Genomic DNA, 25,105 nt, shown 5'->3' with positions numbered 1-25,105 from the left:
ATGAATCGAATTCACCGTTTTATTCGAAGCTTATCGGAGCGTCAATGGGCAGAAGCGCTGCCGCTGCTGGATTGGAAGATGAGAAAGGTCCGCTACGGATTGCCGGGCGAATACGAGCCGATTGAAGGCGGACAGGAGAGCATCCTGCGGGACATGCGTCTGGACGGCAAGCATGGCATTACGTATTTCTTAAGCAAGCGGATTTCGATTCCGTCCGAGTGGCCGCACGGAACGGCGGGATTGACCGTCAGCGGCGGAGGCGAAGGCTTGCTGCGGGTCAATGGCGCATCCTATCACGGGCTGGACCGCAACCACAATTTCGTGCCGCTTTACCTGGAGGGCGTCGGACTGGAGCCGCTGCTGGAAATCGAATTGATGGATCCGATTCCGGAGCCGGTCGATCCGCTGAACAACCAGGCGCCGGTTATAAGTCCGGTTACCCATTATGACATCAAGCTGGTTCGCGTCAATAAACCGGCGCAAAGCTTGCTGTACAACGTGCAGGCGGTTTATGAAACGATGCGCCTGCTGCCGGAGGGAGATTACGGACGCCAGCAAATGCTGGAGCTGCTTTATGCAACGATGAACGAAGTGGACGGATTGCCGGAGGATAGCTGGCAAGATGGCGAGCTGGTAGGCGCCATGGAGCGGCGTTTCGTGGAACGCGTAAGCGAGCGGTTCCCGTCAGGCGGCCCGCTGCAGGGCAAAATGCACATGGTCGGCCAGTCCCATATCGACATCGCGTGGCTATGGCCCGTAAGGGAGACCGTCCGCAAAGCCAGCAGGACGTTCTCGACGATGACGTCCCTCATCGAAGAATATCCGGACTTCATCTACACCCAGAGCCAGCCGCTGTTGTATGCCTTCGTGAAGGAGCATGATCCGGCACTCTACGAAAAGGTGAAGCAAGCGGTTGCCGACGGGCGGTGGGAGCTTGTCGGAGGCATGTGGGTCGAGCCGGATTTGAATATTCCAAGCGGAGAGTCGCTCGTTCGCCAAATGCTCTACGGCCAGCTCTTCTACCGGGACGAATTTGGGAAAAGCTCGCATATCGAATGGCTGCCGGACACGTTCGGCTACTGCGCGTCGCTGCCGCAGCTGCTCAAGCTGGCCGGCGTCGATTATTTCATGACGACGAAGCTGGGCTGGAACGACACGAACAAATTTCCGTATGAGCTGTTCCGCTGGGTCGGCATCGACGGCACCCCGATCGTCTCGTATTCGAATCATGGCGTCAACGAGAGCACGAGCCCGAAGGACGTCAAGGAGCATTGGCAGGCATACCGGCAAAAGGACAAGCTGGACGAGCTGATGCTGCTGTACGGGCATGGCGACGGCGGGGGCGGCGTGACGCGGCAAATGGTTGAATCCGTTCACCGCAGTCCGCTTATGCCGGGTCTCCCGGCGAGCAGCTTCAGCACGGCAGGCGCTTTCTTCGAATCGGTGGAAGCGATCGCGCAGACGCTGCCGGAATGGCATGGCGACTTGTACTTGGAACTGCACCGCGGCACGCTGACGACGCACGGCCGCAACAAGCGGAGCAACCGTAAGGCGGAGGTGCTTTACCGCGAAGCGGAGATTTGGCGCTCGATGGCACGGGTGTATGCAGGTGAGGCCGGTAGTTCGGATGCGCTGGAGGAGGGCTGGAAGCTGATGCTGCTGAATCAGTTCCATGACATTATTCCGGGCACGGCGATTACGGAAACGTACGAGACGTCGGCCTCGGAATACGAGAAAATCTTCGCGCTCGGGAACGGGGAGCTGTCCGCGTCGCTGCAGGCGCTGGCCGGCCAGATCGGCAGCGAAGGCCAAGAAGGAACCGCTTATGCCGTGTTCAACAGCCTTGGCTGGGAGCGAAATGATACGGTTGTTATCGAGGGAGGCACAGAGCTGGCGGACGTCTGCGCGTTTGACGAGTCGGGCAATCGCCTGCCCGCGGATTTGACGGAGCTACCGGCCGACGCTGGCAGCCCATATGCTTTGTCGGTAGCCGTTCCGGCGATTCCGGCTTTCGGCTACAAGACGATCTGGCTGCGTAAAGCATCGGCCAAGCCGGAAGCCGCCGTCAAAGCAGCCGATACGCTCGATGCTTGGGAAACCGCGCACTACAAGCTGGAGTTCAACGAGCGCGGCGAAATCGTACGATGGCTCGACAAGGCGGCGGACCGCGAGCTTCTCCCTTCCGGCGCGAAGGCAAACGAGCTGCAATTCTTCCATGACAAACCGACGTACTGGGATGCATGGGACATCGATCCGAAGTTCGAGCAGAACCGGGCAGGCGAAGCGGAGCTGGTCGACAAGCGAGTAGTAGTCTCCGGCGAAGCGGCGGATGTGATCCGCTTCGAATGGCGGCTTGGCCAATCCCGGATCGAGCAGGATCTGATCCTCCACCATCACCAGAAGCGGGTCGACTTCAAGACGCGCGTCCATTGGCAGGAAAGCCACAAGCTGCTGAAGGTGGCGTTTCCGGTCGATATCGTAGCTTCGAAGGCGGCGTACGAAATTCCGTTCGGCGCGCTGGAGCGGCCGTCGCACCGCAATACGAGCTGGGAGCAGGCGCAGTTCGAGGTATGCGGCCACCGCTGGGCGGATCTTTCCGAAGGCGGCTACGGCGTCAGCCTGATGAACGACAGCAAATACGGCTACGACGTGAAAGACGGCGTACTGCGCCTGTCGCTGCTGCGCGCGCCGAAATGGCCGGACGTTACGGCAGACTTGGGCGAGCATGAGTTCACTTACTCGCTCCTGCCGCATGAGTATGACTGGCGCAGAGCCGAAGTCGTGCGCAGAGCCGCGGAATTGAACCAGCCGGCCATTGCGGTGCAGCTTCCCGGCGCGGGCCGCGGTAAGCTGCCGGCGACCGCATCGCTGCTGGAGCTGGACAGCCGGACCGTCATGCTCGATACGGTCAAGCCTGCCGAACGCGGCGAAGGGACGATCCTGCGTTTCTATGAATCAACGGGCAGCCGCGACAAGATTTCCGTTAAGCTTCCAAAGGGAGCAACGCAGGCTTTCATCGTTAACCTGCTCGAGGATGAGCTGGAGCCGTGCAATATCGATCAGGACGGGCGCCTTCGCCTGTCGTTCAAGCCGTTCGAAATCAAATCCGTGAAGCTGGCATTCTAGCTGCGGAAAGAAAAGAACCTTCATCCTTTGCTGCACGGGGATGAAGGTTCTTTCGTTTCTGCTACCTTCTGCGGATCTCGAAAAATTCGCAGGCGGAGCGCTCGTGATAGGTGATGTCGCTGACGCCGGATTGGCTGACGACCGTCGTGTCGTCAAAACGGATAATGACGCCGCCGGAGTCGACGATCAGATCGTCTTTGTACACGCGAAGCTTGAACTGGCGCTCCATTGCCTCGGTGAAATCGGCGTCCGTCAGCAGACGGCGGTACAAGGCCATGAAATGCCCTCCTCAGCAGTTGATTCGCTTATTTTAACATAGCCTGCGCCAAGACAACAGAATGCACATAATTTCCAGCGGGTCGGGACAAAGTAAGCATTGTATGGCTTCAACATGCAGCACGCAACATGCGAGAAGAAAGCGGTGAACGAACATCATGATCCAACGTAAACGCGGCCGGCGCCGCCTGGCATGGTCCTGCGTGCTGGCAGCGCTCGTCCTGTTGACGGCGTATGCTTCGGCGGGTCCGGCACAGGCGTCGGGTTCATCGGCGCCACACGGCGGCCCGTACCATTTTGGCTTCAAGAAGAGCGTAGGCGGCTCGCTGCCCTCCATTAGAGAAGAAGGTTTCCAGCCGATTCTGGAGCAGCACGGCGCGATTTTCCTCGGGGATACCAAGCAGAAGGAACTGTATTTGACCTTTGACAACGGCTACGAGAATGGCTATACAGGCCGGATTCTGGATGTGCTGAAGGAGAAGGGAGTTCCCGCGATCTTCTTTATCACCGGGCACTATGTGAAGGACAAGCCGGATCTTGTGAAGCGGATGGTCGCGGAAGGGCATCTCGTCGGCAACCATTCCTGGAGCCACCCCGACATGAGCGTCATATCGGACAACCAAATCCAAACGGAGCTTTCGAGGGTGAAGACCGCCGTCGCGGAGCTGACCGGACAGCAGGAGATGCGGTTTCTGCGCCCGCCGAGAGGCATTTTCAACAGCCGGGTGCTCGCGGTCAGCAAGGAGCAGGGGTATACGAGCGTCTTCTGGTCTGTCGCCTATCGCGATTGGGAGCCGAGCGCCCAGCGCGGCTGGCGCTATGCGTACGATAATGTGATGAAGCAGCTTCATCCCGGAGCGGTGATCTTGCTGCACAGCGTGTCCAAGGACAATACGGATGCATTGCCGCAAATCATCGACTCAGCCAGGCAGCAGGGCTATACGTTCAAGCCGCTTACGGAGCTGGGGACCAAAACCTATTGAGTTGTAAGCCGAAAGAGGCGTCCGCGGACGCCTTTTTTTATTGTCGGCATAAGGGTTGATCGGAACATGGAACCGCAAACAGCCGGTGCAGCTCCGCTATGAATAAAAAGCTAAATTTTTCGCTCGGCTGATGCTATACTCATAGGTAAAGTTGATCATCATTGACGAGGTGAGCGAGCCATGAGTAAAGCAAAGCCGGTTCTCGGCAGCCGCGCCAAGCAGCCATATTCCGAGCAGCAGCTTGGCTTGACGGAGCTGAAGCCTTCCTTCCGCGTCGATCTTCGGCCGCACAAGGATAAGGCATACGAGAAGTTCATCCGGGTGAACACGGTTAAAGACTGGTCGCAGCTGACGTGGGACCGCGTGGGCAAGCCTTACGAGGTTCGCAGCATGTCGGAAGCCCGCAAGAAGTGGGAACGGGAGCACGCGAAGCCGATGGATGCCAAGACGTCCTGGCAGTATTTCAACAAAGCGTTTCACGAGTGGTTCGACAAGGATATGCCGGCGGAAATCAGCGGCGCGCAGGCGGCGTTCTTGCGCAGTCTGGCTTCGTTCAAGCCGTCTGAGATCAGTGCGGCGCTCGGGGATGTTGCCCGCCATCATCTGTGGAATTATGTGCACCGCATTCAGGATGGCGTATGGGATCCAAGGGGCAAACGGTCGCTGTTCGAAGGCTTGAATGTGGAGCGTCCGCGCATTCTGTTTCTCGGTGCGGCGGAAGGCTATGAAGCGATGCAGCTGGCGGCGCTTTATCCGGGGGCCGAGGTTGTGCTCGTCGACTATGATGAATATTGCAAAACGGTACGTCACGGCGAGTTTCCCGACTCCTATCCGTTCCTTGGCTCAAGCAAGGAGACAGGCGGGACGAAGGTTTACTACAAGCCGGATTTCAACATCGAGTATGTCGTGGATGACATCCGCAATCTGACGTTCGGCAAGAGCTTCGATATTGTGCTGTCGGTCGGCTTGCTGGAGCATTTTCCGGATGCTTATAAGCCGGAGGCGGTCGATTGGCACCGCAAATTTCTGAAGGACGGCGGCTATGCGATCTTCACGACCCCGCGCAACCAATGGAAGAGCCGGTTGTTCTACGTCATTATGGCGGACATTATGAACCACACCTACCGGGAGCTCATGACGGTGGAGCAGATGGGACTCTATATATACGAGAATGGATTCAATATCATCCGTCACGGATTCATCAAGGCGCATAACGCGGTGATCGCACAGGCACGGTAGCGGTTTTACGATATCGATTTGTGTAAGTGCTTACAAAATAAAGGCGCCTTCAATAGCAGGTGCCCCGAGAGCAGGGGATGGGATCGCATGGCTAATGTTCATCAGCTGCTGGAGCGGCAGCAGGCCTGGTTTCGAACCGGGGAAAGCCGCAGTTACGCTTTTCGATTAACGCAGCTAAAGAAATTGAAGCAGGCCGTCGCGGAACGGGAGGCTGCTATATTGGCGGCGCTTCGTGCCGATCTTAATAAGAGCGAGCATGAAGCGTACACGCTAGAAATCGGCCCTTTCTACACCGAAATCAACTTCGCTATCAAGCATCTTCGCGCATGGATGAAGCCGAAGCGGGTCAGGACACCGATGACCCACTTGGGCAGCCGCAGCACGATCATGCCGGAGCCGCTCGGCTCGGTACTTATTATTTCCCCTTGGAATTATCCGTTCAATTTAACTTTAACGCCATTAATCGGCGCGATCGCCGCCGGCAACACGGCGATTTTAAAGCCTTCGGAATTATCGCCCGCAATCTCAGGCGTGCTCGAATCTCTGGCAGCCGAAAGCTTCCAGCCCGAATATATCACCGTCGTCCAAGGCGGCGCAGAGACGAGCCGCGAGCTGGTAGGGCTGCCTTTCGATCATATTTTCTACACGGGCGGCACGGCTGTCGGCAAACTCGTAATGGCGGCCGCCGCGCCTAATTTGACGCCCGTCACGCTGGAGCTCGGCGGCAAATCCCCTTGCATCGTTCATCACGATGCTTCCATTGCGCTTGCGGCCAGACGCATCGCCTTCGGCAAGTTTCTGAACAGCGGGCAAACCTGCGTGGCGCCGGACTATTTGCTCGTGCACCGCAGCGTAAAAGGCGCGCTCCTTGAGGCTATCGGCCAAGCGGTAACGTCTTTCTACGGCGAAGAGCCGCTAAAGCATCCGGACTATGGCCGCATCGCCTCGCGGCGTCACTACGAGCGGCTTAAATCCTTCCTTCAAGACGGCAAGGCCGTAATCGGCGGCGGTTCGGATGACGAGTCGCTGCGCATCGCCCCGACCATACTCGAGGATGTCGCATGGAGCTCTCCGGTCATGCAGGAGGAAATCTTCGGACCGATTCTGCCCGTGTTCACCTACGAGGACCCGCAGGAAGCGATCGCGCTCGTGAATGCGCGGCCAAGGCCGCTCGCGCTGTATGTGTTCAGCCAAAACGAGGCGGTTCAACGGCAGTTTACGTCAAGCATTTCCTTCGGCGGCGGCTGCATTAACGATACGATGCTGCACCTTGGTTCGCCGTATTTGCCATTCGGCGGCGTCGGGCAAAGCGGCATCGGCAGCTACCACGGCGAGTATAGCTTCCGGACGTTCTCGCATATGAAGAGCGTGCTGAAGCAGACGACGGCGTTCGATTTTCCGTTCCGCTACCCCTCCTTTAAGAATGGGATCAAAATCATCCGCATGCTTATGAAGCCGTAGAGAGGAAGGCAGCTATCCATGAAGGCAACCGAAGCCTATGCGTACTATAAAACGGTCTTCGAGCGGGTGCCGAAGCCGTTTGCTTTCGTCGATCTGGATCTGCTGGATCGGAACATCGCCTCGATCGCACAGGCGGCAGGGAGCAAAAAAGTAAGAATCGCGAGCAAATCGATCCGCTGCGCGGACGTGATGCGGCGAATTCAAGGCAGCGCGCCTGAGGTCTACCAGGGGATCATGTGCTACACGGCTGACGAAGCGTCGCTGCTTGCGCGCGAAGGGTTCGACGATCTGCTGCTTGGCTATCCGCAATGGCAAGCGGAGCGTCTTGGCGAGCTTATCGCGCACATTGAAGCAGGGCGCTCCATTACGTTCATGGTGGACTGTGAGGAGCATGTACGGCAGATCGAAAGGCTCGCGGCCGAGCGCGGCGTTGTTGTGCCGCTTTGTTTGGATATCGACATGTCGGCCGATTATCCCGGCTTGCATTTCGGCGTCTGGCGCTCGCCGCTGTCGGCTTGGGAGCAAGTGCGGCCGGTCGCGGAGCGGATCATGGCTTCCCCTTGGCTGAAGCTTGAGGGAATTATGGGCTATGAGGCGCAGGTTGCCGGGGTCGGCGACAATATGCCTGGCAAGCCGCTGAAGAATCGGATTATTCGATGGCTCAAGAAGCGGTCGGTATCGGAGGTTGCCTCGCGTCGACGAGAAGTGGTGGATGGGCTGGTCCAGCTGGGGGCGGAGCTGCGCTTCGTGAACGCGGGCGGGACCGGCAGCCTGGACAGCTCGCGTCTGGAGCCGTGCGTCACGGAGATTACGGCAGGATCCGGCTTCTATGCGCCGGGCTTGTTCGACCATTATGCCGCATTCCGTTATGAGCCTGCGGCAGCGTATGCCGTCGAAGTAGTGCGGCGTCCAAGGCCGGATATCGTCACCTGCATGGGCGGCGGCTATACGGCCTCCGGAGCTGTTGGCGCCGAGAAGGGGGCTAAGGTGTATTTGCCTGAGGGGCTGGAGCAGTTTCCGCTTGAAGGCGCGGGCGAGGTTCAGACGCCGCTGCGCGTGAAGAGCGGGGACCAGCTTGCGATCGGCGATCCGGTGTTCTTCAGGCATGCCAAGGCAGGCGAGCTGTGCGAGCGATTCATGAAGCTTTATGCGGTATCCAAAGGGCAAATTGTAGCGGAGTATGCGACCTATCGCGGAATGGGGGCTTGTTTTGTATGAATGGACATGCTGCAATGCGGATCGCATGGTCGAACTGGTCAGGCTCCGTCCAGGCTTCGCCGCAGATGGTGCTGTATCCCGATTCGATTGAGGCGGTCGTCGAAGCGGTACAGATGTGCCGGCGTGAAGGCCGGAGGCTGCGGGTCGTCGGCACGGGGCATTCGTTTACGCCGATTGCTGCGGCCTCCGATGTGCTCGTTTCGCTTGACCGGATGCAGGGCTTAGTGGAGATCGATGCCGTGGGCGGGACCGCTACCGTGTGGGCCGGCACGAAGCTGAAGCTGCTTGGCGAGCTTCTGTTCCGGCAGGGCCTGGCGCAAGAGAACTTGGGCGACATCGATGTTCAATCGATCGCCGGGGCCATAAGCACCGGTACGCACGGAACAGGACGGCAGTTCGGAAATATCGCGACGCAGGTGGCGGGGCTGACGCTTGTGACGGGAACGGGCGAGGTGATCGAATGCACGATGGATTCGCACCCGGAAGCGTTCCGGGCGATGCAGGTGTCGCTAGGCGCGCTCGGCATTATCGTGCAGGTGAAGCTGAAGCTGCGCTCCGCCTTCAAAATGCGCTACGAGAGCAGGCGGGTACCGCTCTCGACATGCTTAGAGCAGCTGCCGGCGCTTGCGGATGCGCACCGGCATTTCGAGTTCTACTGGTTCCCCTACGCTGATCCATGCCAGCTTAAAACCATGGATGAAACGGACGAGCCCGTCTCCTCGCGCCGGGTGCGCGACTACGTCAGCGACGTGCTGTTGGAGAACGCGGCCTTCGGCCTGCTTTCCGGGTTGTGCCGGCGTTTCCCGGAGTTGTGCGCGCCTATCAGCCGCTTCTCTGCTTCACAGGTTCCCGTAGGCAGCAGGGTGGATTACAGCCATCGTCTGTTCGCAACGAAGCGGCTTGTCCGATTCAACGAGATGGAGTACAATCTCCCGGCCGATGCGATGCCCGCGGTTATTGAAGAGATGCGCGCGGTGATGGCGCGCAATCGGTTTGCGGTTCATTTTCCGATCGAGTGCCGTTATGCCCGGGGCGACGATATCTGGCTGAGCCCTGCGTATGGAAGGGATTCGGCGTATATCGCCGTTCATATGTATAAGGGGATGACGTATGCGCCTTATTTTGCCGCGATGGAGCGGATCTTTCTGCGCTACGGCGGGCGGCCGCATTGGGGGAAAATGCATTCGCTTCACGCGTCACAACTGAAGGGGCTATATCCGATGTGGGAGCCGTTTGCCCGGGTTCGGGCTCAGTATGACCCGGAAGGCGTACTGCTGAACCCTTATTTGGAAAAGTTGTTCGGCGTTTCGGAAGCATAACATGCCGCGCGTAAGGGGGACTTGCGCTTGAACCGGATCGAAACCGTTACACGCTGGCCGGTTATCGCTGCCTACGCTTGCGTGGCAGCGGCGACGCAGCTGCTATGGGTGACGTTTACGCCCATTACGACCGATACCGCGGCGCTGTGGGGCGTATCGGTTGACGCCATCGGCTGGCTGTCTCTCGTTTTCCCGCTTGTGTACGTGCTATTGTCTATTCCGTTTGGCATAGCGGCGGACCGCAGCTTCCGCGGGGCGCTTATTTGGGGAGCAGGGCTTACGGCTGCCGGAGCGGCGATCCGGCTCGTTCCCGGCTACCCATTCGCGCTTGCCGGCCAGTTCGTGATTGCCGTCGGACAGCCGCTGGTGTTGAACGCCGTCAATAAAATAGCGGTGCTTTATGCGGCACCGCCTAATCGTCCTGCAGCTATTGCGGCAGGTACTGCCAGCTTGTTTGCCGGAATTATGATTTCGAACGTGACGGTGCCGTTTCTGATGGAATGGGGCGGGCTGCCGGCCGTGTTATGGACGCAAGCGGCAGTTAGCGCCGCTGCCGGCATCGCGTTGACGATGGCGCTTCTGCGCTCGGCTCCTTTGTATGCGGAGACGGCTGCAGATGCGGAGCGCACGCCGGCGGTTCTCGCTTTGCGGGAGATTTGGTCAGCGCGGTGGGTTCGCCTGTTCAGCCTTCTGCTGTTTGCAGGCTTCGGGATCTTTATTACACTCGCAACTTGGCTTGAGGTGCTGGCGGATGGAATCGGATACAATTCGGTGCAGGTCGGGACCGGCCTAGGTTTGATGACGGCGGCAGGCATCGCCGGCGCGGCGGTTTTACCGAATTTGGCCATGCGCGGGCATCGGGCTAGAACGCTGCTGGTGCTTTCCCTTGCAGTCAGCGCCGTGCTGCTTGTCTGCTTGGCGGCCGGCATGCCGTACTGGCTGTTCATGGTGCTGCTCGGATTGGCCGGCTTGCTTCTGCTGGCGGATCTTCCTATTGTGCTCGCGTTCGCCGAAGCCAAAGCAGAGCCGCGCTCAGCCGGCGCCGTTACGGGACTGCTGCTGCTGTTCGGCAATCTCGGCGGCATCGTGCTCTCGCTGCTTGTGCAGCTGCTCTTGGAGGAACGTGCCATCGCGATCGGCGCGCTCGTGGTCGTGACGGCGCTTATCGTGCCGTTTGCCCTTCGCTTTCCTGCGCAGCCTGAGGGGCGGCCATCAAAACCAGACGAATAGGGAACGGAACAGGCTGCGTTTGCGGGTCGAAGCGGGAGCCGGAAATGCTGGCGCAGCGAAATCCGGTGCTGCGGATGCAGCGGCGACTTCGGCGGCGGCCGTACCGGCGGCGTGGGCTTTGCCCGGCATCGGAATCGGCTGTTTAGCGTTTTCTATCGCAGTTGCAAGGTGATCGATCAGGCGGCGGAGCTCCTCTAGTTCCGAGCGGTGCTGCAAAAGTTGCGTCGTAACAACCTCGTCGGCCTTTTGTTCCACCTTGTACTCCACCTGCTCCAGACGGAAATAGATCTCGCTTAGTTCGCTGGAGGATTCGTTAGCAGCAGCGATTTGCTGGCCGGGTCCGTTCGCGGTCTGGAGCTCGGCCGCTTGCAGCTGTGCGGGCTCCGACTCGGGCTCGGACTCGGGCAGAACGATCATGTCCATCGTATCGCCGCGCTCAAGCGCCTCCTTGATATAGCCAAGCATCGCGAGGTCCTGCTGGGTGAAAACATAATGCCCAAGGCGATCCTTCTGGAAATAATTGTGGAAGTGGGAAGCCCAGCGTTTGACCGTGGTTTGGCTGACGTTCAACGTCTCAGCTGCATCCTTGCTTTTGACAAGTACCATTCCTATCACTCCGTTCGGTTGGGATGCATACGTAATTCGCGCTCTCCGGGCCACTCCCTGCAAGGGTGACAAAGGAAGTGCCGATTCGCTAAACAAAGTGGTTTTGCGGGAACTATCGCGCGTGACCGGCGCTTGCCGTTCGCCAAGTTTCACCGCATTTCACAGGATAACTCGGCAGGTGGAGCCGCCGGATGCTTCTTCTTGGTTCATGTGGTTACCGCAGGTACGCCGGAAACTAAAGAAGCCGAGAGCACGAAAACGTGCACTCAGCCCCCAAACTAACCAACGCCCTCCTGACGCCGACAACGAGCGTCGAATACCCCGACTCTCGCCCCCGCATCGGGCGCAAAAACAAAGCCGAGCGCCGAAAACTCCGATGCTCAGCCCCAAATCCTTCGCGCTCGAGCGCGAGCCTCCGCCCGACGCCAAGCGCCAACTCCGCCTACTTCCCGCTGCCAGCGAAGCTGTCCACGTCGATGAATGGCGTCGCGCCGCCGGTGACGCTCGGCAGTCTGCCGTCCCATTTGTCCAAGGCCTTCTCTTGCACCTCGATCTGCTTAAGCTGGATCAGCTCCGGCGTAACCTCCTGCTTCTTCAGCTTCAGCGACTCCGCCTCGGCTTGCGCCTGAGCGACCTTTTGCTTCGCTTCAATCTGGATCCGCTTCAGGTCGTTCTCGGCCTTGAGCGCCTGCTGCTGCGCTACCTGCTTCGCCTCGATCGATTGGTTGAACGCATCGGAGAACTTAAAGTTGACGATATTAATGTCGTTTACGATCAAATTGTACTTTGCAAGACGATTTGTCAGGTGCTCCCGGATTTCGCCGGCAACGATGTCGCGCTTGGCGATCAGGTCTTCCGCAGGATAGCGCGCGGTCACTTCCTTGACGATTTCCTGAATGGCAGGGTTCACGATGACGCTGCCGAACGAGCCGCCAACGTTGTTCATCAGCTTGTAGGCCGCTTCTTTATCGACGGAATAGTTGACGGCCACATGCGTCGACACCGGCTGCAAATCCTTCGAGGACGCGCTCGTATCCGTTTCCGTCTTCTGTACCTGCACGTTCACCTGAATAATCGTCTGCACGAACGGGATCTTCATGTGAATGCCCGGCGCCAGTATGTTATCATTCAATTTGCCGAACGTTTTGTATAAGCCGACGTTGCCGTACTGGACGGTCTGAAAGCCATTAAAGGCGACGATGAGACCGGCGACAATCAACAGGCCGATCAGAATGTAAGGCTTCAAACTCATTTTTTTCACCGGATTCGGTTCAACAACATGCATGGGTGACCCCTCCTCATTGATAGCTATGCGCATTCTAGGGATACATACGAGGCTGCATGAAAAAAGGTTCAACATTAAAGGAATGAAGGAGGCGTACAAATTGGAGCATACCGCGCAGGAAGTGGCAGAGTGGATGGTACGAGAGCTGCAATCGGCAGGCATACTGCGCCAGGAGCAGGCGGTCGCGCACATTCGGGCGCATTTCGGCGAGCGCTTTATCTATGTCAATGAGAACGGCAACGAGTCCATCGACAAGGAAGTGAAGAAAATATTCAAAAAGCTGCACGGCGGGCGCGCAGCTTGGGAGCGAGACGGGTTCTTTTGGGGATGGGTCTAGCGGACATGCGGCTACCAACGAATTGCGAGAAGGCCACTGCTATTCCGTGTTGATGGGATGCTTTAATTGGTCGCGGTATAAATCGAAATAGACGGATCCGTTCGTCCCTTTGACGGCATAACAGACCTCTTCCAAGGTCAGGCCCCGTTTCTTCAGCTGCTTGTTAAGCCAATCTTGATCTAGCCCGCTGTTCTCCAAATTCGTAATGGCGGGTTTTCCGTCCATAATCAACTCGATTGGAAAGTGGTTATAGGACGGGGTCTTGATGGCCAAATCCGATTTGGTCACTTGCCGATATTGCGGCTTCTTGAGCACGGACAGCTTGCCGTTCAGCTCCAGAACGGCGTATTCCACTTCGTTTATGTCGAAAATGTCCTTTTCCCGCAGCTCTTGATTGAGCGTATCCAACGTAAAACGCAGCTTTCTGAGATTGTGCTCTAAAATTTTGCCGTCTTCCATCACGATCGTAGGCCTGCCGGATACCCATTTGCGCAAGTGTCTGTTTCGCAGCGAGACGACGGCGACGATGAAAGCGATACCGCTGAACGTGAGCAGGGACGTAACTTGGTTCCACGATTTAAGATCGGTATTAAAGGCCAGATTTGCTGTAATCGCGCCGAGCGTGATCGTGGAAACAAAGTCGTGGTAGGTCAATTGGGTGATCGTTTGTTTCCCGAGAATTCGTGCAATAATCATAATTAATGCAAAAGCGGTGACCGTGCGTATGACGATTTCGATGGTAGTGTTCACTGGACGCTTCTCCTTGCAGCAGAAGATTGTTCCAGTAGTTTAACCTGCTTGGGAAGACCCAATCCAGGCGGCGCTAAACGCTGTAATCGATTTTGCCGTCGGCCCAAATGACGAGCTCCCGTGCCGCCGCGTCATAGTCGACGAGGCCATGTGTAGAATAATACCAAGTCTTGCGATCGACCGCGCCATCCGCCACTACAAAAATATTCAACTCATCGTGGTGCCGGCATAATGGTCCTGCGATCGATTCATCCACCTCGCGAATCCGGATCTTCCAGCCTTCCCGGCCCTCTGCGGTCGTGATGGAGAAGGGTAGCTCATGCTGCTTGGAATCGAGAAACAGCCGGCCTCCAACCGTGTGCCGGATGTACAAATGGTCCATAGGGATCCCTCCTTGACAAAGCTAACTATAGCACACTATCATACTTACATAAAGTAAGTGAGTTCGGCAACCCATAAAAAAAGGAGTGTTCGAGCATGATTCAGATCCACCCGGCGGAATCCCGGTTTTCCGGAAATATCGGATGGCTTCAGTTTAATTTTAGTTTCTCGTTCGCCGATTATTACGACCCGAACAACATGAATTTCGGCCCGCTGCGCGTATTTAACGAAGATTACATTCAGCCTGGCAAAGGATTCGGCACTCACCCGCACCGCGACATGGAGATCGTGTCCGTTGTGATCAGCGGCGAGCTGGCGCATGAAGATAATACGGGAGGCAAAGAAGTTCTTCGCGTAGGCGAGGTGCAGCGGATGACCGCAGGTACGGGCATCCTGCATTCGGAGATTAATTCGTCCGAAACGGAAACGGCCAACATCATGCAGCTGTGGTTCCTGCCGGAAGAGAAGGGGCTTACTCCGTCCTATGAGCAAAAGACCTTCGATCAAGAAGCGATGCGGAACGGGCTGCTGCCGATCGTCTCCAAGCGCATCCAAGGCGACAGGATTGCCACGATCCATCAGGATCTGACGATCTACCTCTCCCGTCTCGAGGCCGGGAATAACGTGACCTTCAAGCAAGATCCGGCGCGCAAAATCTACCTGTTCGTCTATGGCGGCAGCGTAACCTTGAACGGCGAGCACGCCTTGAACCGCAGCGATGCCGCGCGCATCACCGATCTATCTGAGCTTGCGATCGCGTCTCCGGACGGCGCACAGTTTATGCTCATCGATTTGCCTTAAAAAGCATGCCGATACTGCATAAGCAGCGTTAATGCCGTCAACACTGAGAGTAACTTCGAATCTAGCAATGGAGTGGAGGAACTCTCGTGAACTATAAACCGGCTGAATTAGACGGACAGCAGCTCGCCCAGCTGCAGCAGTTCGAAACGGAGCTGCGCGAGCAGATATCCAGCAATATCGTGTTAGTCGCCTACCAGATCTCGGCAGAGTCGGAAGGCACCGGAGCCGCAGCGGCCGGCAAATAAGCAGCGAAATAGAGCGTGGTTCCGGTAACCGGAGCCGCGCTCTTTGATTTGTCCTCATAATTGGCAACAAGTTCGGGCGCATTATCCATTCCTTTATAGGAAACAATGATATGGGCGATATCGCGGGATAGGAGTCGATTGAATTGAACGAAATTGAAAACCATTTGTCTGAGGCATTTGAAAAATTCGTTATGTCACCTGATCCGGAAATTTCAATAAGTGGAGATGTGGTGACGGAGATATTCGAACATGCGGATCCATTAATGCAAATTGATGTGATGCCTGAAAATGCTGAGCGTTTATTAAGAAATTTGGGTGATGACGGGTTACGGGTCATTGATTCGCAGATCGAACATGAAGAAAACAAAACGGTAATCAAGTACACCTTTAATAAAAATATCGAGTTACTAATTGAAGAAGGCAGGCTGCATATCCCTCACTAAGCATAGGCGCATTCCCCGTATTCTGGGGTGATGCGCCTTATTTTCTTCTGGCGGATCGGTTTGCCGGGTTGAAGATTCCGGCAATACGTTGTACGGTATCATAGTGGGAAGCGTCCGGGCACGAAAGGTTAGCTTCGCGGCATGCTGTTGATTAGGGGAGTAGAACGAAGTGAAACGATGGCTGGTTGGAATGATGCTATTATGCGGCGCAGCGATGCTGCTCGCTGGTTGCGGAGGCAAAAGCAAAACGCCGCTGACGTATATCGACCTTGTGCATTCGACGGATTTAAGTCAGGAACTAAATGAGAAGGTGAGGCTCGGCGTCTCGGAGCAGGAGCTCGTCACGCAGGCGGGCAAACCGGAGCGGACCTTGAATAACGGCCGAATTTTCATGTTCATGTACGAGAACTTCCAGTACAGCTCGCTCGATAACGTGGTACTGGCCTACTCGCCCGGCCCAAAGCTCGCAACGGCCAAGGGCGTCAAGCTCGGCTCGGCGAGGGAGGGCGTAGAAAAGATGTACGGCAACAGCTTCTATACGCGAGGCGACGCGATGGGCTATATCGACAAGGACAAGCGGCTTGCGCTGGAGTTCGCGATCAAGAATGACCGGGTCGCGGCCATCACGCTGTCGTCATTGAAGTTGTATGAGTAAGAAAGGACAGCCCTCGGCCGAGGGCTGTCCTTTTTCTTCGCGATTTTTGACATCGGGCCAGCATGCGGCGCTGCTAACGCGATCCGCTTCATCGCCCCAAACGACAAGCGCCGCCCCAATCAACCGGGGCGGCGCTATTCGCATTTAAATCTACATGTCCACGTAGAGGGGACCGAACGTTTCTTCTTTGCCGCCGGCGGCAAGTCGCAGCTCCAGCGTGTCGCCGTCCGCGAGCGGGCCGACGCCGGCAGGCGTACCGGTGTAGATGACATCGCCGGCGCCCAGCCCGAGGCGAGTTCCGATGAAGTCAATGAGCTGCTGCAGCGAGAAGATCATGTCCTTCGGGCAGCCTTCCTGCACCTTCTCCTCATTCTTAAGCAGGCTGAAGGTCAACTGCGTGAAGTCCTCCATGCCCGTGAACGGTACGAACGGCCCAAGCACCGCCGAGCCGACGAACCCCTTCGAAAGCAGCCATGGCTGACGCTTCTCCTTCAGCTGAGACTGCACGTCGCGCGCGGTCAGATCGATGCCGAGCGCGATGCCGTCAACGAGCTCCGCGGCCTTCATTCCGGGCCGATAGCTTGTCCCGATACGCACGACAACCTCCAGCTCAAAATGAATATCGCCGATCGAGCCCGGCAGCTCCAGCTTGCCTACGGCCGGATGGAGCGCGTGCGTCGGCTTCGAGAAGATGATCGGCTCCTCCGGCACTTCGTTCCCAAGCTCCTTCGCATGCAGCGCATAATTGCGTCCAACGCAATAAATATTGCGGATCGATTCCATAGCAGATGACATACGCATAACGTCCTTTCGCTTGTTTTTAACGCTACGAACCATCATAGCACGAAGGGGCGGTTTCTTCACACAACCTTAAAAAAGCAAACCTCAGTCCTTGATTTCGCGCATTGTTGCAAAGGGCTATGTGCAAGATAATAAGCGTATAACAACCCAAGGGGGAATAGAGAAATGGCAAGCAAAACAATGAAGACATCCGCAATCGCGCTATCGGCGGCAGCACTGCTCTTGGGAGCGACAGCTTGCGGTACGAAAGAAAACAATACCGCAGACAATACGAACGCAGGCACGAACGCAGGAAACAAAGGCGATAAAGAAGTTACAATCACATTCCAAAACATCTATCCAGACCCGGAAACGCCTTCTTATAAAATGCTTCACGCGCTAGTAGATCAATATCAAAAGGATCACCCGAACATCAAGATCGAGCTTGATTCCTTGAACACGGACCAACAGAAGCTGAAGCTGAAGACGCAAGCCGCTTCCAAAGAAGTGCCGGACATTACGATCGTGAACCCTTCCGCTCAAATGAAGCCGTTTGTCGATGCAGGCCTGTTCGCACCGCTTAACGATATGATCGATCAAAACGGCTTGAAAGATACGTTCCAAAAAGGTCTTCTCGACTATTACAGCTTCGACGGCAATGTATACGCGCTGCCGGACGGCAACAACATCGAAGTCGTTTACTACAATAAAGATCTGTTCGCGCAAGCAGGCATCACGGCGCCTCCCGCGACGTACGAAGAATTCATCGAAGACGTAAAAGCGCTCCGCGCTAAGAACATCACGCCGATCGCGATCGGCGAGAAAGACTCATGGACCGGCTCGTTCTTGTTCATGAACGTTCTGCTCCGCACGAACGGAGGCCCCGGCTTCCTGCAAGACGTATTGGACGGCAAGAAGAAGTTTACCGATCCTGAGTTCACCGACGCGGTGTCCAAGTTCCAAGACTTGATCCAAGCCAAAGCGTTTAACGAAGGCGCAACCTCCGTTGACTACAACACTGGAGGCAACCTGTTCAAAACAGGCAAAGCGGCGATGATGATCATGGGCACATGGGAAACAGGCGCAATCGACGCGTCCTCCGTTGGCGGCAAAGTCGGCGTATTCAAATTCCCGACAGTCGGCGGCAAAGGCGATCCAGACCAATTCATGCTAGCTCCGGGCTCCGCATTCGCGATCTCCGCGAACAGCGAGCATCTTCAAGAAACGAAGGATTTCCTGAACTACTTCATGCTGAACATGCCGAAAAAGCAATTCGAGCTGAAGAACGCAGTGGGCAGCGGCCAAATCATCGAAGGCGATTTCAAAGCAGCCGGCTACTCCGACCTTGCAATCGACGTTCTGGAACTGTTTAAAGGCGTTAAAGGCGGCGACCTGGCATTCGACAACACCATGAAGCCCGCGATCGCTCAAGTTCACCTGAGCAGCATCCAAAACATGTTCGTACAAAAAGTCGATCCTGCAAATGTAGCGCAAGAACACCAAGCGGCTTTTGACTCGAACAAATAATTAATAAAACTTTGTAAGTCGTTTGCGGGTGAGGGCAGCCTAGCGTCTTCATCCGCAATACGGCTTTCTTTTTCAATCACCACCGACCAACGAATCAGGAGGCAACCCCCGTGAATGTTTTAAAAGTCCCGGCTCGAACAATTGCAGTCTTCGTCCTGCCGTGCCTGCTTCTCTACATCGGCCTCGTGTTTGTTCCGATCGTCGTATCCGTGTACGACAGCTTGCTGGATTGGGACAGCATCAACAAGGCGAAATTTATCGGGCTCGACAATTTTAAAACGATCCTTTTCGAAGATACGAACTTCTGGCCGTCCGTTCGCCGTACGCTGATGTACGCCGTGTTTTCCATGGCTGAAATTCCGATCTGCCTTTTTATCGCAGCATTGATGAACCGTTACGTTCGCAAAGCGAATACGCTCGTATCGATTTATTTCGTCCCTGTTATTTTATCTGTCGTTATTATTGGACAGCTTTGGAAAACGATCTACAACCCAACCGAAATGGGCGGTATGCTCAACGGCATTTTGACTTCGCTTGGCCTCGAGAGCTGGACGCATAGCTGGCTGACGGAGCCGAAGTTTGCGATGTACTGCTTGTATTTTGTATCCCTTTGGCAATATTTCGGTTACCATCTGCTTATCCAATATACCGGGGTGCAGAACATTCCGAATGAAATATATGAAGCGGCCAAGATTGACGGCGCGGAAGGCTTCAAATCCGATTGGTACATTACGTACCCGATGGCAGTTCCGATTTTCAAAATCTCGATCGTGCTCGCGTTCATCGGCTCCCTGCAGGCGTTCGACCTCGTTTGGGTGATGACAGGCGGCGGTCCGGCGCATGCGACGGATACGATTTCCACGCACATGTACAATATGTCGTTCCTGTCTCTCAAATACGGATACGGCAGCGCGCTGGCAACGATTCTTGTATTCATTTGCTTGTTGTTTACGGTCGTCATCAATTTCGTCTTCAAAAAAGTCGAAGCGAAATACACCTAGAAGGGGAGAACAGAATCATGGCAAGTGTTAAAAAAGGGCTCGTGTATCTGCTTCTCTCGGTCCTTGTCGTTACGCAAATTTACCCGTTGTTCTGGCTGATCATGTACTCGCTCAAAACAAACGAGCAAATTCTCGGCAGCAGCTTCTTCTCGCTTCCGACCACGCCGCAATGGGGCAACTATACGGACGCTTACAAAGGCGGCCATTATTTGAAGTACTTGGGCAATAGCGTGCTCGTCACGTCGGTTACTTTGATTTGCGTCATCGTGTTAAGCTCGATGGTCGCATACGCGATTTCCCGTTTCCGTTGGAAGCTAGGGCCGATCGTTACGCTCGTCTTCCTGCTCGGCATGATGATTCCGATGCAGGCGACGCTGCTGCCGCTAATGGTTATCTTTAAGAACTTGCATATTTTGAATACGCGCTGGTCGCTCATCTTGCCGTATATCGCGTTTTCTACGCCGATCGCCGTCTTTATTCTAAGCGGCTTCATGAGAGGCATCCCGGCGGAAATCGAAGAATCGGCATTTATGGACGGAGCGAGCGTGTACCGGATTTTCCGCAGCATTATTTTACCGATCTCGGTGCCGCCGATTATGACGGTCGTTATTCTAACCTTCATTACGATCTGGAACGAATACATTATGGCCGCAACTTTTATATCCGCGGAGGGCTTGAAAACTCTTCCTTTCGGTATTTATAATTTTGTTAGCCAGTACAATGCCAATTTCGGGGCAATCGGGGCTTACCTCGTGCTTGGCGCTCTGCCGGTCATGCTCGTGTACTTCTTCCTTTCCGAGAAGATTACGAAGGGCATGGTAGCCGGAGCGGTGAAAGGGTAAGAGGCCAGCCAGGAAAGGCGGATCAGGGAAGTGTCGCGCGGATTCCATTCCATTCAATACCGGCTGTTCGTGCTGTTCCTGTTCAGCATGTCAGCGATCGTGCTGATCGTCAGCATCTTATACTACAACCGGACGACGGTGCAATTTCATGAGAAGGTGAGCGGCCTGGCGAAGCAGAACGTCTCGCAGACGGCAGGCCTGTTCGACCTTCTCCTGAAAGGCTACGACAGTATGTCTAAATCCGTCATCGGCAATAACGATCTCAATCGGATTTTGAGTCTTTCGCCAGTCGACAGCCCTGCTGTCGATTATTTTAATGAGCGGAGCATTACGAATATACTTGGCGCGGTATTCCTGTCCAAGGAGGACCTTATCGGCATTCACGTGTTGACGGACTATGGGAAAGTATACAGCTACGGCAACTACGGCAATGTAATCGATCCCGATTACGCTAAGGCCGACTGGTACAGGAAGGTGAACGAGTCACCGGGCAGCATGGTCTGGCTCGGCGTATTTGAACGCTCGATTATCGATCAGATCGAGAATCAGACGGTGTTCGCATTTGCCCGGCCGATCTTTGACCTTAACAGTCATAAGCGGGTCGGTGTTGCGCTCTTCGAGACAAGCCCGCAAGCGATCTTCAAGGCGATGGATAATTTAAAGCTTGGGGCGCACAGCCAGGTTTATTTGATGTCAGGCGAAGGCAAGCTCATCTCCACCACCTCGAAAGCATGGGACGAACCGTGGCTGGCCAGCTTGGAGCAGCGGCCGAAGGACGGCGATCCGGTTGTCATCGAGCAGGATAAGCAGCTGATCGTGTCGACCGAGCTGCCTTACGCGGATTGGACGGTACTCAGCGTGACGCCGGATCAGGACCTCAACGTGGAGCTGACGGAGACAAAACGATTTCTCGTTCTTGTCGCAGCCGCGCTGGTGCTCGTGGCCACCATTCTCGCTTCGGTGTTCTCGCGGACGATCTCCTCTCCGCTCAAGCGGCTGATCTCCGAGATGAAGCAGGTGGAAATCGGGAATTTCCGGGGATCGTTGAACGTGACGTCCTATCAGGAAATCAATATCTTGGTCGCTTCGTTCAATCAAATGGTGAACCAGATCGCCGAGCTCATTGAACGGGTGAAGATCTCTTCGGTCAGCGAGAAGAACGCGGAGCTGAAGGCCCTCCAATCGCAGGTGAATCCGCATTTTCTGTATAACACGCTCGATATGATCTACTGGATGCTCGACGAGAAAGGACATGACCGGCTTGGTGAGGTGGTGCTGTCTTTGTCGCGGCTGTTCCGATACAGCAGCCACTGGGATGAAGGGGCCGTCAGCCTGCGGGAAGAGATCGAGCAAATCGAGCATTATCTTACCATCATCGTAACGCGGCTGGAGGGGCGGTTGACCGTCGATATCGATGTGGCCGAGCAGTGGCTCGGTATCCCGCTGCCGAAAATGACGCTGCAGCCGATTATCGAGAACGCGGTGAAATACGGGCTCGAGCCGTTAGTCGAACGGAGCGGCGTGCTGCGAGTGTACGCGGAGGCGGATGAGCTGAAGCTGCGCATCATGGTGCAGGATAACGGCGCAGGCATAGAGGGAGCGGCGCTTGCAAAGCTGAATGCTTCCTTGCAGAATCCGGAAGAAGCGGTCGTGCACGAGGAGAGCAAGGGGGCGCGTCATTCCGGCGGCGGAATCGGTCTCGTTAACCTGCAGCGCCGGCTCCGGCATATGTATGGAGAGGCTTACGGCGTGGAGCTGCGGAGCGTACTAAATCAAGGCACGACGGCCATTATTACGGTGCCGCTGCTGCCGGCTGTGAAGGAAGGAGGAATTGCGGGTGGCGGTGAATATCCTCATCGCGGATGACGAGAGCGTCATTCGGGAAGGCGTGAAACGGACCATTAAGAAGGCTTTTCCCGATTATGAAATCCATCTGGCGGCATCGGCGGAGGATGCTGTTCAGCTGATGGACAGCCAGCCGATCGATATCGTGCTGACCGATATTTTAATGCCGGGCATCAATGGGCTGGAGTTCATGAAGATGTCGCGGCGCAAATACCCGCATGCCAAATGGGTCGTCATCTCGGCGCATTCGGAGTTCTCGTACGCACAGGAGGCGGTACGGCTTGGCGCGCGCGATTATTTGCTCAAGCCGATCGGCAAGCAGCGTCTGGTCGAACTGATGGGCCAGCTGGCCGACGAGGCGAGGCACGATTCGGAGATTACGCGCGAAGGCGAGCTGCTGAAGACGAGTCTCAAATATTTGCGGGAGGCGATGTTTCAGCGGTTAGCTTCGGGGCTGGATATCGGCAATTTGGATATCGGACCGCTGATCGACCGGTACCCGCAATTTCATTTGATCATGGTGCACATCGAGGAAGCGGTCAAGAATGTGCAGCTGGAGCATTTTATTATTGAAAATGTGCTTTCCGAGCTGATTGACCTCCACGGGCAGGGCTTTGTCGTAAGCTTCGACCGGCAGAGTCTGCTTGGCCTTGCTCAGTTTCAGGACGAACGCATGGAGGAAGAGCTGCTTCAGGAACTCCAAAAGCATCTCGGCCATTATTTGAAGGTACCGTTCCACATTGCCTCGTCCGGTGTCATTCGCTCTTTTGACCGGATTCCGGCAGAGGTGCGGCGGTTGCGCCAGGCGCCGGTTTCGGCTGGCGGAGACAAGCCGGAGGGGAGCGGGGACAAGTCGATCGAGGTAGCGCTGCAATATTTGAAGGCGCACTACAACGAGGAGCTGTCCCTTGAGAAGGTGGCATCGGTCGTGTTCTTGAACCCGATCTACTTCAGCCAGCTGTTTAAGCAGAAGACGGGGCACGGGTACAAGGAATACGTCATCAGCCTGCGCATCGAGCAGGCAAAGGAGCTGCTGCAGCAGTCGGGCCTGAGGCTCGCCGAGATCGCCGAGCGGATTGGTTACGCAGACGTGCGCCATTTCACGCAGGTGTTCCGGCGGAAGATGAACGTAACGCCGACGGAGTACCGGCAGCAGTTTTTGGCGGAACGGTAGGGCGGCCGCGGAGAGGCGACACTTTGCGGCAGAACCTCAGTGTATCGTCGTAGGTCTGAGAGTCGATACTGTAGAGCTCCCAGAGCTCTTCATTCTCACGAATTGCACCATCTCGGCTAATGAAGAGCTCCCAGAGCACTTCATTCTCGCGAAATGTCACCGTTCCGGGCAATGTAGAGCTCCCAGAGCTCTTCATTCTCACGAAATGCACCATCTCGGCTAATGTAGTGCTCCCAGAGCTCTACATTCTCACAGAACGCACCATCTCGTCGTATGAAGCGCTCCAAGAGCTCTTCATTCTCACGAAATGCACCATCTCGGCTAATGTAGAGCTCCCAGAGCTCTTCATTCTCACAGAATTCACCATCTCGTCGTAAGAAGCACTCCAAGAGATCTTCTATATCGACTCTCATCCTTATTTATCGACTATATATAGGCGATGAGAGTCGGATTTTCGATTTTCGGCCGCCATATCGCGGGAAGGCACAACGAGGCGTTTTCCTTGCCCCCAGACTTCACTAGAGCACACCCACTCTAATGGCCTTCTTCAACGGCGACGCCGAGCTGGCGGTTCTTCTCCTTGAAGCGCGAGTTGTGCGAGGAGACGTACGCGGTTTTGTCGGCTGCGGGATCGAGATAAACCTTCGCGCTGTTCGCCGCGTTCACGGCGTCGGTGAACGTGCCGGCGATCAAGTGCACCTTGCTGCCGTGCGTGACAAAGTCGCCTGCTGCGAAGACGCCTTCGAGATTCGTCTCCATTTTGCCGTTGACGTTCACATGCCAATCGCCCATCTCAAGTCCCCAGTCGCGAACAGGGCCGAAGTTGTAGCGCAGGCCATGGTTTACGATCACGGCATCGACCCTGACTTGCTCCGTTATCCCCGTCTCCATATGTGCGATCGTCACCCGATCGATCGTCTTCCCGTCGCTGCTATGCAGCGCCTGCACCGCATAAGGCGTCCGTACGGCGGCGGACGACGCCTTCATCCGCGTTACGCTGCGCTCATGTCCGCCAAACTGGCCGCGCCGATGCACAACGGTCAAGCTGGCCGCAATCGGCTCGATCATGTTCGCCCAATCGACCGCGGAATCGCCGCCGCCTGAGATCAGCACGTGCTTCCCGCGGAACTCCTCCAGCGATTGCACCGTATAGTGCAGATTGGTCACCTCGAATCGGTCCGCTCCCTCGATATCCAGCTTCGCCAGCTCCAGAATGCCATAGCCGATCGCCAGCACCACGGATCGCGTCCAGTGCTTCTCTCCGGTTACGGAGGTAAGCAGGATCGTGCCGTCTTCCTGCCGCTCCAGCCCTACGATTTGCTCGCCAAGCACGACCGTCGGCTCGAAGGTCATCGCTTGCTTTACGAGCTGGTCGATTAAATCGGCGCCGAGCGTAGGCGTCAGTCCTCCAACATCCCATATCATTTTCTCCGGATAGATGAGAATGCGTCCGCCGAGCTCTTCGCGCGCTTCGATCAGCTTTGTTTTCATCTCCCTCATCCCGCTATAGAAAGCCGTGTAAAGGCCGGCAGGACCTCCACCGATAATGGTGACATCGAATAGTTCCAGCTGAGTGTTCAT

General features: G+C 56.0%; 23 protein-coding genes and 1 pseudogene. 17 read left to right on the top strand and 7 right to left on the bottom strand.

Going from position 1 to position 25,105, the window contains the following annotated elements; genetic code table 11:
- On the top strand, positions 1-3,126 hold the full coding sequence (locus DL346_RS21545) for an alpha-mannosidase (RefSeq protein WP_112884429.1): 3,126 nt from the start codon (positions 1-3) through the stop codon (positions 3,124-3,126).
- A 61-nt stretch (positions 3,127-3,187) separates the two neighbouring features.
- Here DL346_RS21545 and DL346_RS21540 read toward each other — a convergent pair whose 3' ends face one another.
- On the bottom strand, positions 3,188-3,403 hold the full coding sequence (locus DL346_RS21540) for a hypothetical protein (protein WP_112884428.1): 216 nt from the start codon (positions 3,401-3,403) through the stop codon (positions 3,188-3,190).
- A gap of 157 nt (positions 3,404-3,560) precedes the next feature.
- Here DL346_RS21540 and pdaA point away from each other — a divergent pair, with 157 nt between their 5' ends.
- From pdaA to DL346_RS21510, 6 genes are all read left to right on the top strand, one after another.
- Positions 3,561-4,385, top strand: coding sequence for a delta-lactam-biosynthetic de-N-acetylase (pdaA, locus tag DL346_RS21535; RefSeq protein WP_112884427.1), 825 nt, complete (start codon positions 3,561-3,563; stop codon positions 4,383-4,385).
- 180 nt (positions 4,386-4,565) lie between these two features.
- Positions 4,566-5,624, top strand: a complete 1,059-nt coding sequence (locus tag DL346_RS21530) for a class I SAM-dependent methyltransferase (protein ID WP_112884426.1) — start codon at positions 4,566-4,568, stop codon at positions 5,622-5,624.
- Positions 5,625-5,711: 87 nt separating this feature from the next.
- Positions 5,712-7,085: an aldehyde dehydrogenase gene (locus tag DL346_RS21525; protein WP_112884425.1), complete on the top strand. Its 1,374-nt coding sequence runs from the start codon at positions 5,712-5,714 to the stop codon at positions 7,083-7,085.
- 18 nt (positions 7,086-7,103) lie between these two features.
- The gene (locus DL346_RS21520) at positions 7,104-8,303 is read left to right on the top strand and encodes an amino acid deaminase/aldolase (protein WP_112884424.1); all 1,200 of its coding nucleotides are present in this window, start codon (positions 7,104-7,106) and stop codon (positions 8,301-8,303) included.
- Entirely contained in the window at positions 8,300-9,622 is a 1,323-nt protein-coding gene (locus DL346_RS21515) for a D-arabinono-1,4-lactone oxidase (RefSeq protein WP_240633346.1), read from the top strand. Before DL346_RS21520 ends, DL346_RS21515 begins: the two co-directional genes overlap by 4 nt.
- A gap of 27 nt (positions 9,623-9,649) precedes the next feature.
- Positions 9,650-10,852 (top strand): MFS transporter, encoded by a 1,203-nt coding sequence (locus DL346_RS21510; RefSeq protein WP_165822616.1) that lies wholly within the window; start codon positions 9,650-9,652, stop codon positions 10,850-10,852.
- A gap of 153 nt (positions 10,853-11,005) precedes the next feature.
- Here DL346_RS21510 and DL346_RS21505 read toward each other — a convergent pair.
- Positions 11,006-11,458, bottom strand: a pseudogene (locus DL346_RS21505) (MerR family transcriptional regulator); the annotation flags it as partial.
- 442 nt (positions 11,459-11,900) lie between these two features.
- Positions 11,901-12,743, bottom strand: coding sequence for a prohibitin family protein (locus tag DL346_RS21500; RefSeq protein WP_112884421.1), 843 nt, complete (start codon positions 12,741-12,743; stop codon positions 11,901-11,903).
- Positions 12,744-12,843: 100 nt separating this feature from the next.
- Between DL346_RS21500 and DL346_RS21495 the strand changes: the two genes are divergently transcribed.
- Complete coding sequence (locus DL346_RS21495) at positions 12,844-13,080, top strand: DUF6953 family protein (RefSeq protein WP_240633345.1); 237 nt, start codon at positions 12,844-12,846, stop codon at positions 13,078-13,080.
- Positions 13,081-13,119: 39 nt separating this feature from the next.
- Here the strand turns inward: DL346_RS21495 and DL346_RS21490 are convergent, their stop codons facing one another.
- The gene (locus DL346_RS21490) at positions 13,120-13,830 is read right to left on the bottom strand and encodes a DUF421 domain-containing protein (protein WP_112884419.1); all 711 of its coding nucleotides are present in this window, start codon (positions 13,828-13,830) and stop codon (positions 13,120-13,122) included.
- A 73-nt stretch (positions 13,831-13,903) separates the two neighbouring features.
- Positions 13,904-14,212 (bottom strand): hypothetical protein, encoded by a 309-nt coding sequence (locus DL346_RS21485; RefSeq protein WP_112884418.1) that lies wholly within the window; start codon positions 14,210-14,212, stop codon positions 13,904-13,906.
- Between the two features lie 95 nt (positions 14,213-14,307).
- Between DL346_RS21485 and DL346_RS21480 the strand changes: the two genes are divergently transcribed.
- The 4 genes from DL346_RS21480 (at position 14,308) to DL346_RS21470 (ending at position 16,355) form a co-directional block, all read left to right on the top strand.
- Complete coding sequence (locus tag DL346_RS21480; RefSeq protein ID WP_112884417.1) at positions 14,308-15,012, top strand: pirin family protein; 705 nt, start codon at positions 14,308-14,310, stop codon at positions 15,010-15,012.
- Between the two features lie 86 nt (positions 15,013-15,098).
- The gene (locus tag DL346_RS29170) at positions 15,099-15,257 is read left to right on the top strand and encodes a hypothetical protein (RefSeq protein WP_165822615.1); all 159 of its coding nucleotides are present in this window, start codon (positions 15,099-15,101) and stop codon (positions 15,255-15,257) included.
- A gap of 143 nt (positions 15,258-15,400) precedes the next feature.
- Positions 15,401-15,700: a hypothetical protein gene (locus DL346_RS21475; protein WP_112884416.1), complete on the top strand. Its 300-nt coding sequence runs from the start codon at positions 15,401-15,403 to the stop codon at positions 15,698-15,700.
- A gap of 169 nt (positions 15,701-15,869) precedes the next feature.
- Complete coding sequence (locus tag DL346_RS21470; protein ID WP_112884415.1) at positions 15,870-16,355, top strand: hypothetical protein; 486 nt, start codon at positions 15,870-15,872, stop codon at positions 16,353-16,355.
- A gap of 150 nt (positions 16,356-16,505) precedes the next feature.
- Here DL346_RS21470 and DL346_RS21465 read toward each other — a convergent pair whose 3' ends face one another.
- Positions 16,506-17,150 carry a fumarylacetoacetate hydrolase family protein gene (locus DL346_RS21465; RefSeq protein ID WP_240633344.1) on the bottom strand — a complete coding sequence of 215 codons (645 nt, stop codon included), beginning with the start codon at positions 17,148-17,150 and terminating at the stop codon, positions 16,506-16,508.
- 171 nt (positions 17,151-17,321) lie between these two features.
- Here DL346_RS21465 and DL346_RS21460 point away from each other — a divergent pair, with 171 nt between their 5' ends.
- From DL346_RS21460 to DL346_RS21440, 5 genes are all read left to right on the top strand, one after another.
- Positions 17,322-18,662 (top strand): extracellular solute-binding protein, encoded by a 1,341-nt coding sequence (locus DL346_RS21460; protein ID WP_112884414.1) that lies wholly within the window; start codon positions 17,322-17,324, stop codon positions 18,660-18,662.
- A 110-nt stretch (positions 18,663-18,772) separates the two neighbouring features.
- Positions 18,773-19,663, top strand: coding sequence for a carbohydrate ABC transporter permease (locus DL346_RS21455; RefSeq protein ID WP_112884413.1), 891 nt, complete (start codon positions 18,773-18,775; stop codon positions 19,661-19,663).
- A gap of 17 nt (positions 19,664-19,680) precedes the next feature.
- The gene (locus DL346_RS21450) at positions 19,681-20,505 is read left to right on the top strand and encodes a carbohydrate ABC transporter permease (protein WP_112884412.1); all 825 of its coding nucleotides are present in this window, start codon (positions 19,681-19,683) and stop codon (positions 20,503-20,505) included.
- Between the two features lie 30 nt (positions 20,506-20,535).
- Positions 20,536-22,371 (top strand): cache domain-containing sensor histidine kinase, encoded by a 1,836-nt coding sequence (locus DL346_RS21445; protein ID WP_112884411.1) that lies wholly within the window; start codon positions 20,536-20,538, stop codon positions 22,369-22,371.
- Positions 22,349-23,524, top strand: a complete 1,176-nt coding sequence (locus DL346_RS21440) for a response regulator (protein WP_112884662.1) — start codon at positions 22,349-22,351, stop codon at positions 23,522-23,524. Before DL346_RS21445 ends, DL346_RS21440 begins: the two co-directional genes overlap by 23 nt.
- Positions 23,525-24,058: 534 nt before the next feature.
- On the opposite strand, the gene DL346_RS21430 is transcribed toward DL346_RS21440, so the two are convergent.
- Positions 24,059-25,105 (bottom strand): NAD(P)/FAD-dependent oxidoreductase, encoded by a 1,047-nt coding sequence (locus tag DL346_RS21430; protein ID WP_112884661.1) that lies wholly within the window; start codon positions 25,103-25,105, stop codon positions 24,059-24,061.

It is taken from the genome of Paenibacillus montanisoli (assembly GCF_003268025.1).
GTDB classification, from domain to species: domain Bacteria; phylum Bacillota; class Bacilli; order Paenibacillales; family Paenibacillaceae; genus Paenibacillus_Z; species Paenibacillus_Z montanisoli.
Note: the sequence above shows the minus strand (reverse complement) of the source record. Positions and strands in the feature narration are given on the sequence as shown.

Coding starts and splice junctions, on each gene's coding strand:
- DL346_RS21545 (WP_112884429.1), top strand. CDS start 1: ATGAATCGAATTCACCGTTTTATTCGAAGCTTATCGGAGCGTCAATGG.
- DL346_RS21540 (WP_112884428.1), bottom strand. CDS start 3,403: ATGGCCTTGTACCGCCGTCTGCTGACGGACGCCGATTTCACCGAGGCA.
- pdaA (WP_112884427.1), top strand. CDS start 3,561: ATGATCCAACGTAAACGCGGCCGGCGCCGCCTGGCATGGTCCTGCGTG.
- DL346_RS21530 (WP_112884426.1), top strand. CDS start 4,566: ATGAGTAAAGCAAAGCCGGTTCTCGGCAGCCGCGCCAAGCAGCCATAT.
- DL346_RS21525 (WP_112884425.1), top strand. CDS start 5,712: ATGGCTAATGTTCATCAGCTGCTGGAGCGGCAGCAGGCCTGGTTTCGA.
- DL346_RS21520 (WP_112884424.1), top strand. CDS start 7,104: ATGAAGGCAACCGAAGCCTATGCGTACTATAAAACGGTCTTCGAGCGG.
- DL346_RS21515 (WP_240633346.1), top strand. CDS start 8,300: ATGAATGGACATGCTGCAATGCGGATCGCATGGTCGAACTGGTCAGGC.
- DL346_RS21500 (WP_112884421.1), bottom strand. CDS start 12,743: ATGCATGTTGTTGAACCGAATCCGGTGAAAAAAATGAGTTTGAAGCCT.
- DL346_RS21485 (WP_112884418.1), bottom strand. CDS start 14,212: ATGGACCATTTGTACATCCGGCACACGGTTGGAGGCCGGCTGTTTCTC.
- DL346_RS21480 (WP_112884417.1), top strand. CDS start 14,308: ATGATTCAGATCCACCCGGCGGAATCCCGGTTTTCCGGAAATATCGGA.
- DL346_RS21465 (WP_240633344.1), bottom strand. CDS start 17,150: ATGTCATCTGCTATGGAATCGATCCGCAATATTTATTGCGTTGGACGC.
- DL346_RS21460 (WP_112884414.1), top strand. CDS start 17,322: ATGGCAAGCAAAACAATGAAGACATCCGCAATCGCGCTATCGGCGGCA.
- DL346_RS21450 (WP_112884412.1), top strand. CDS start 19,681: ATGGCAAGTGTTAAAAAAGGGCTCGTGTATCTGCTTCTCTCGGTCCTT.
- DL346_RS21430 (WP_112884661.1), bottom strand. CDS start 25,105: ATGAACACTCAGCTGGAACTATTCGATGTCACCATTATCGGTGGAGGT.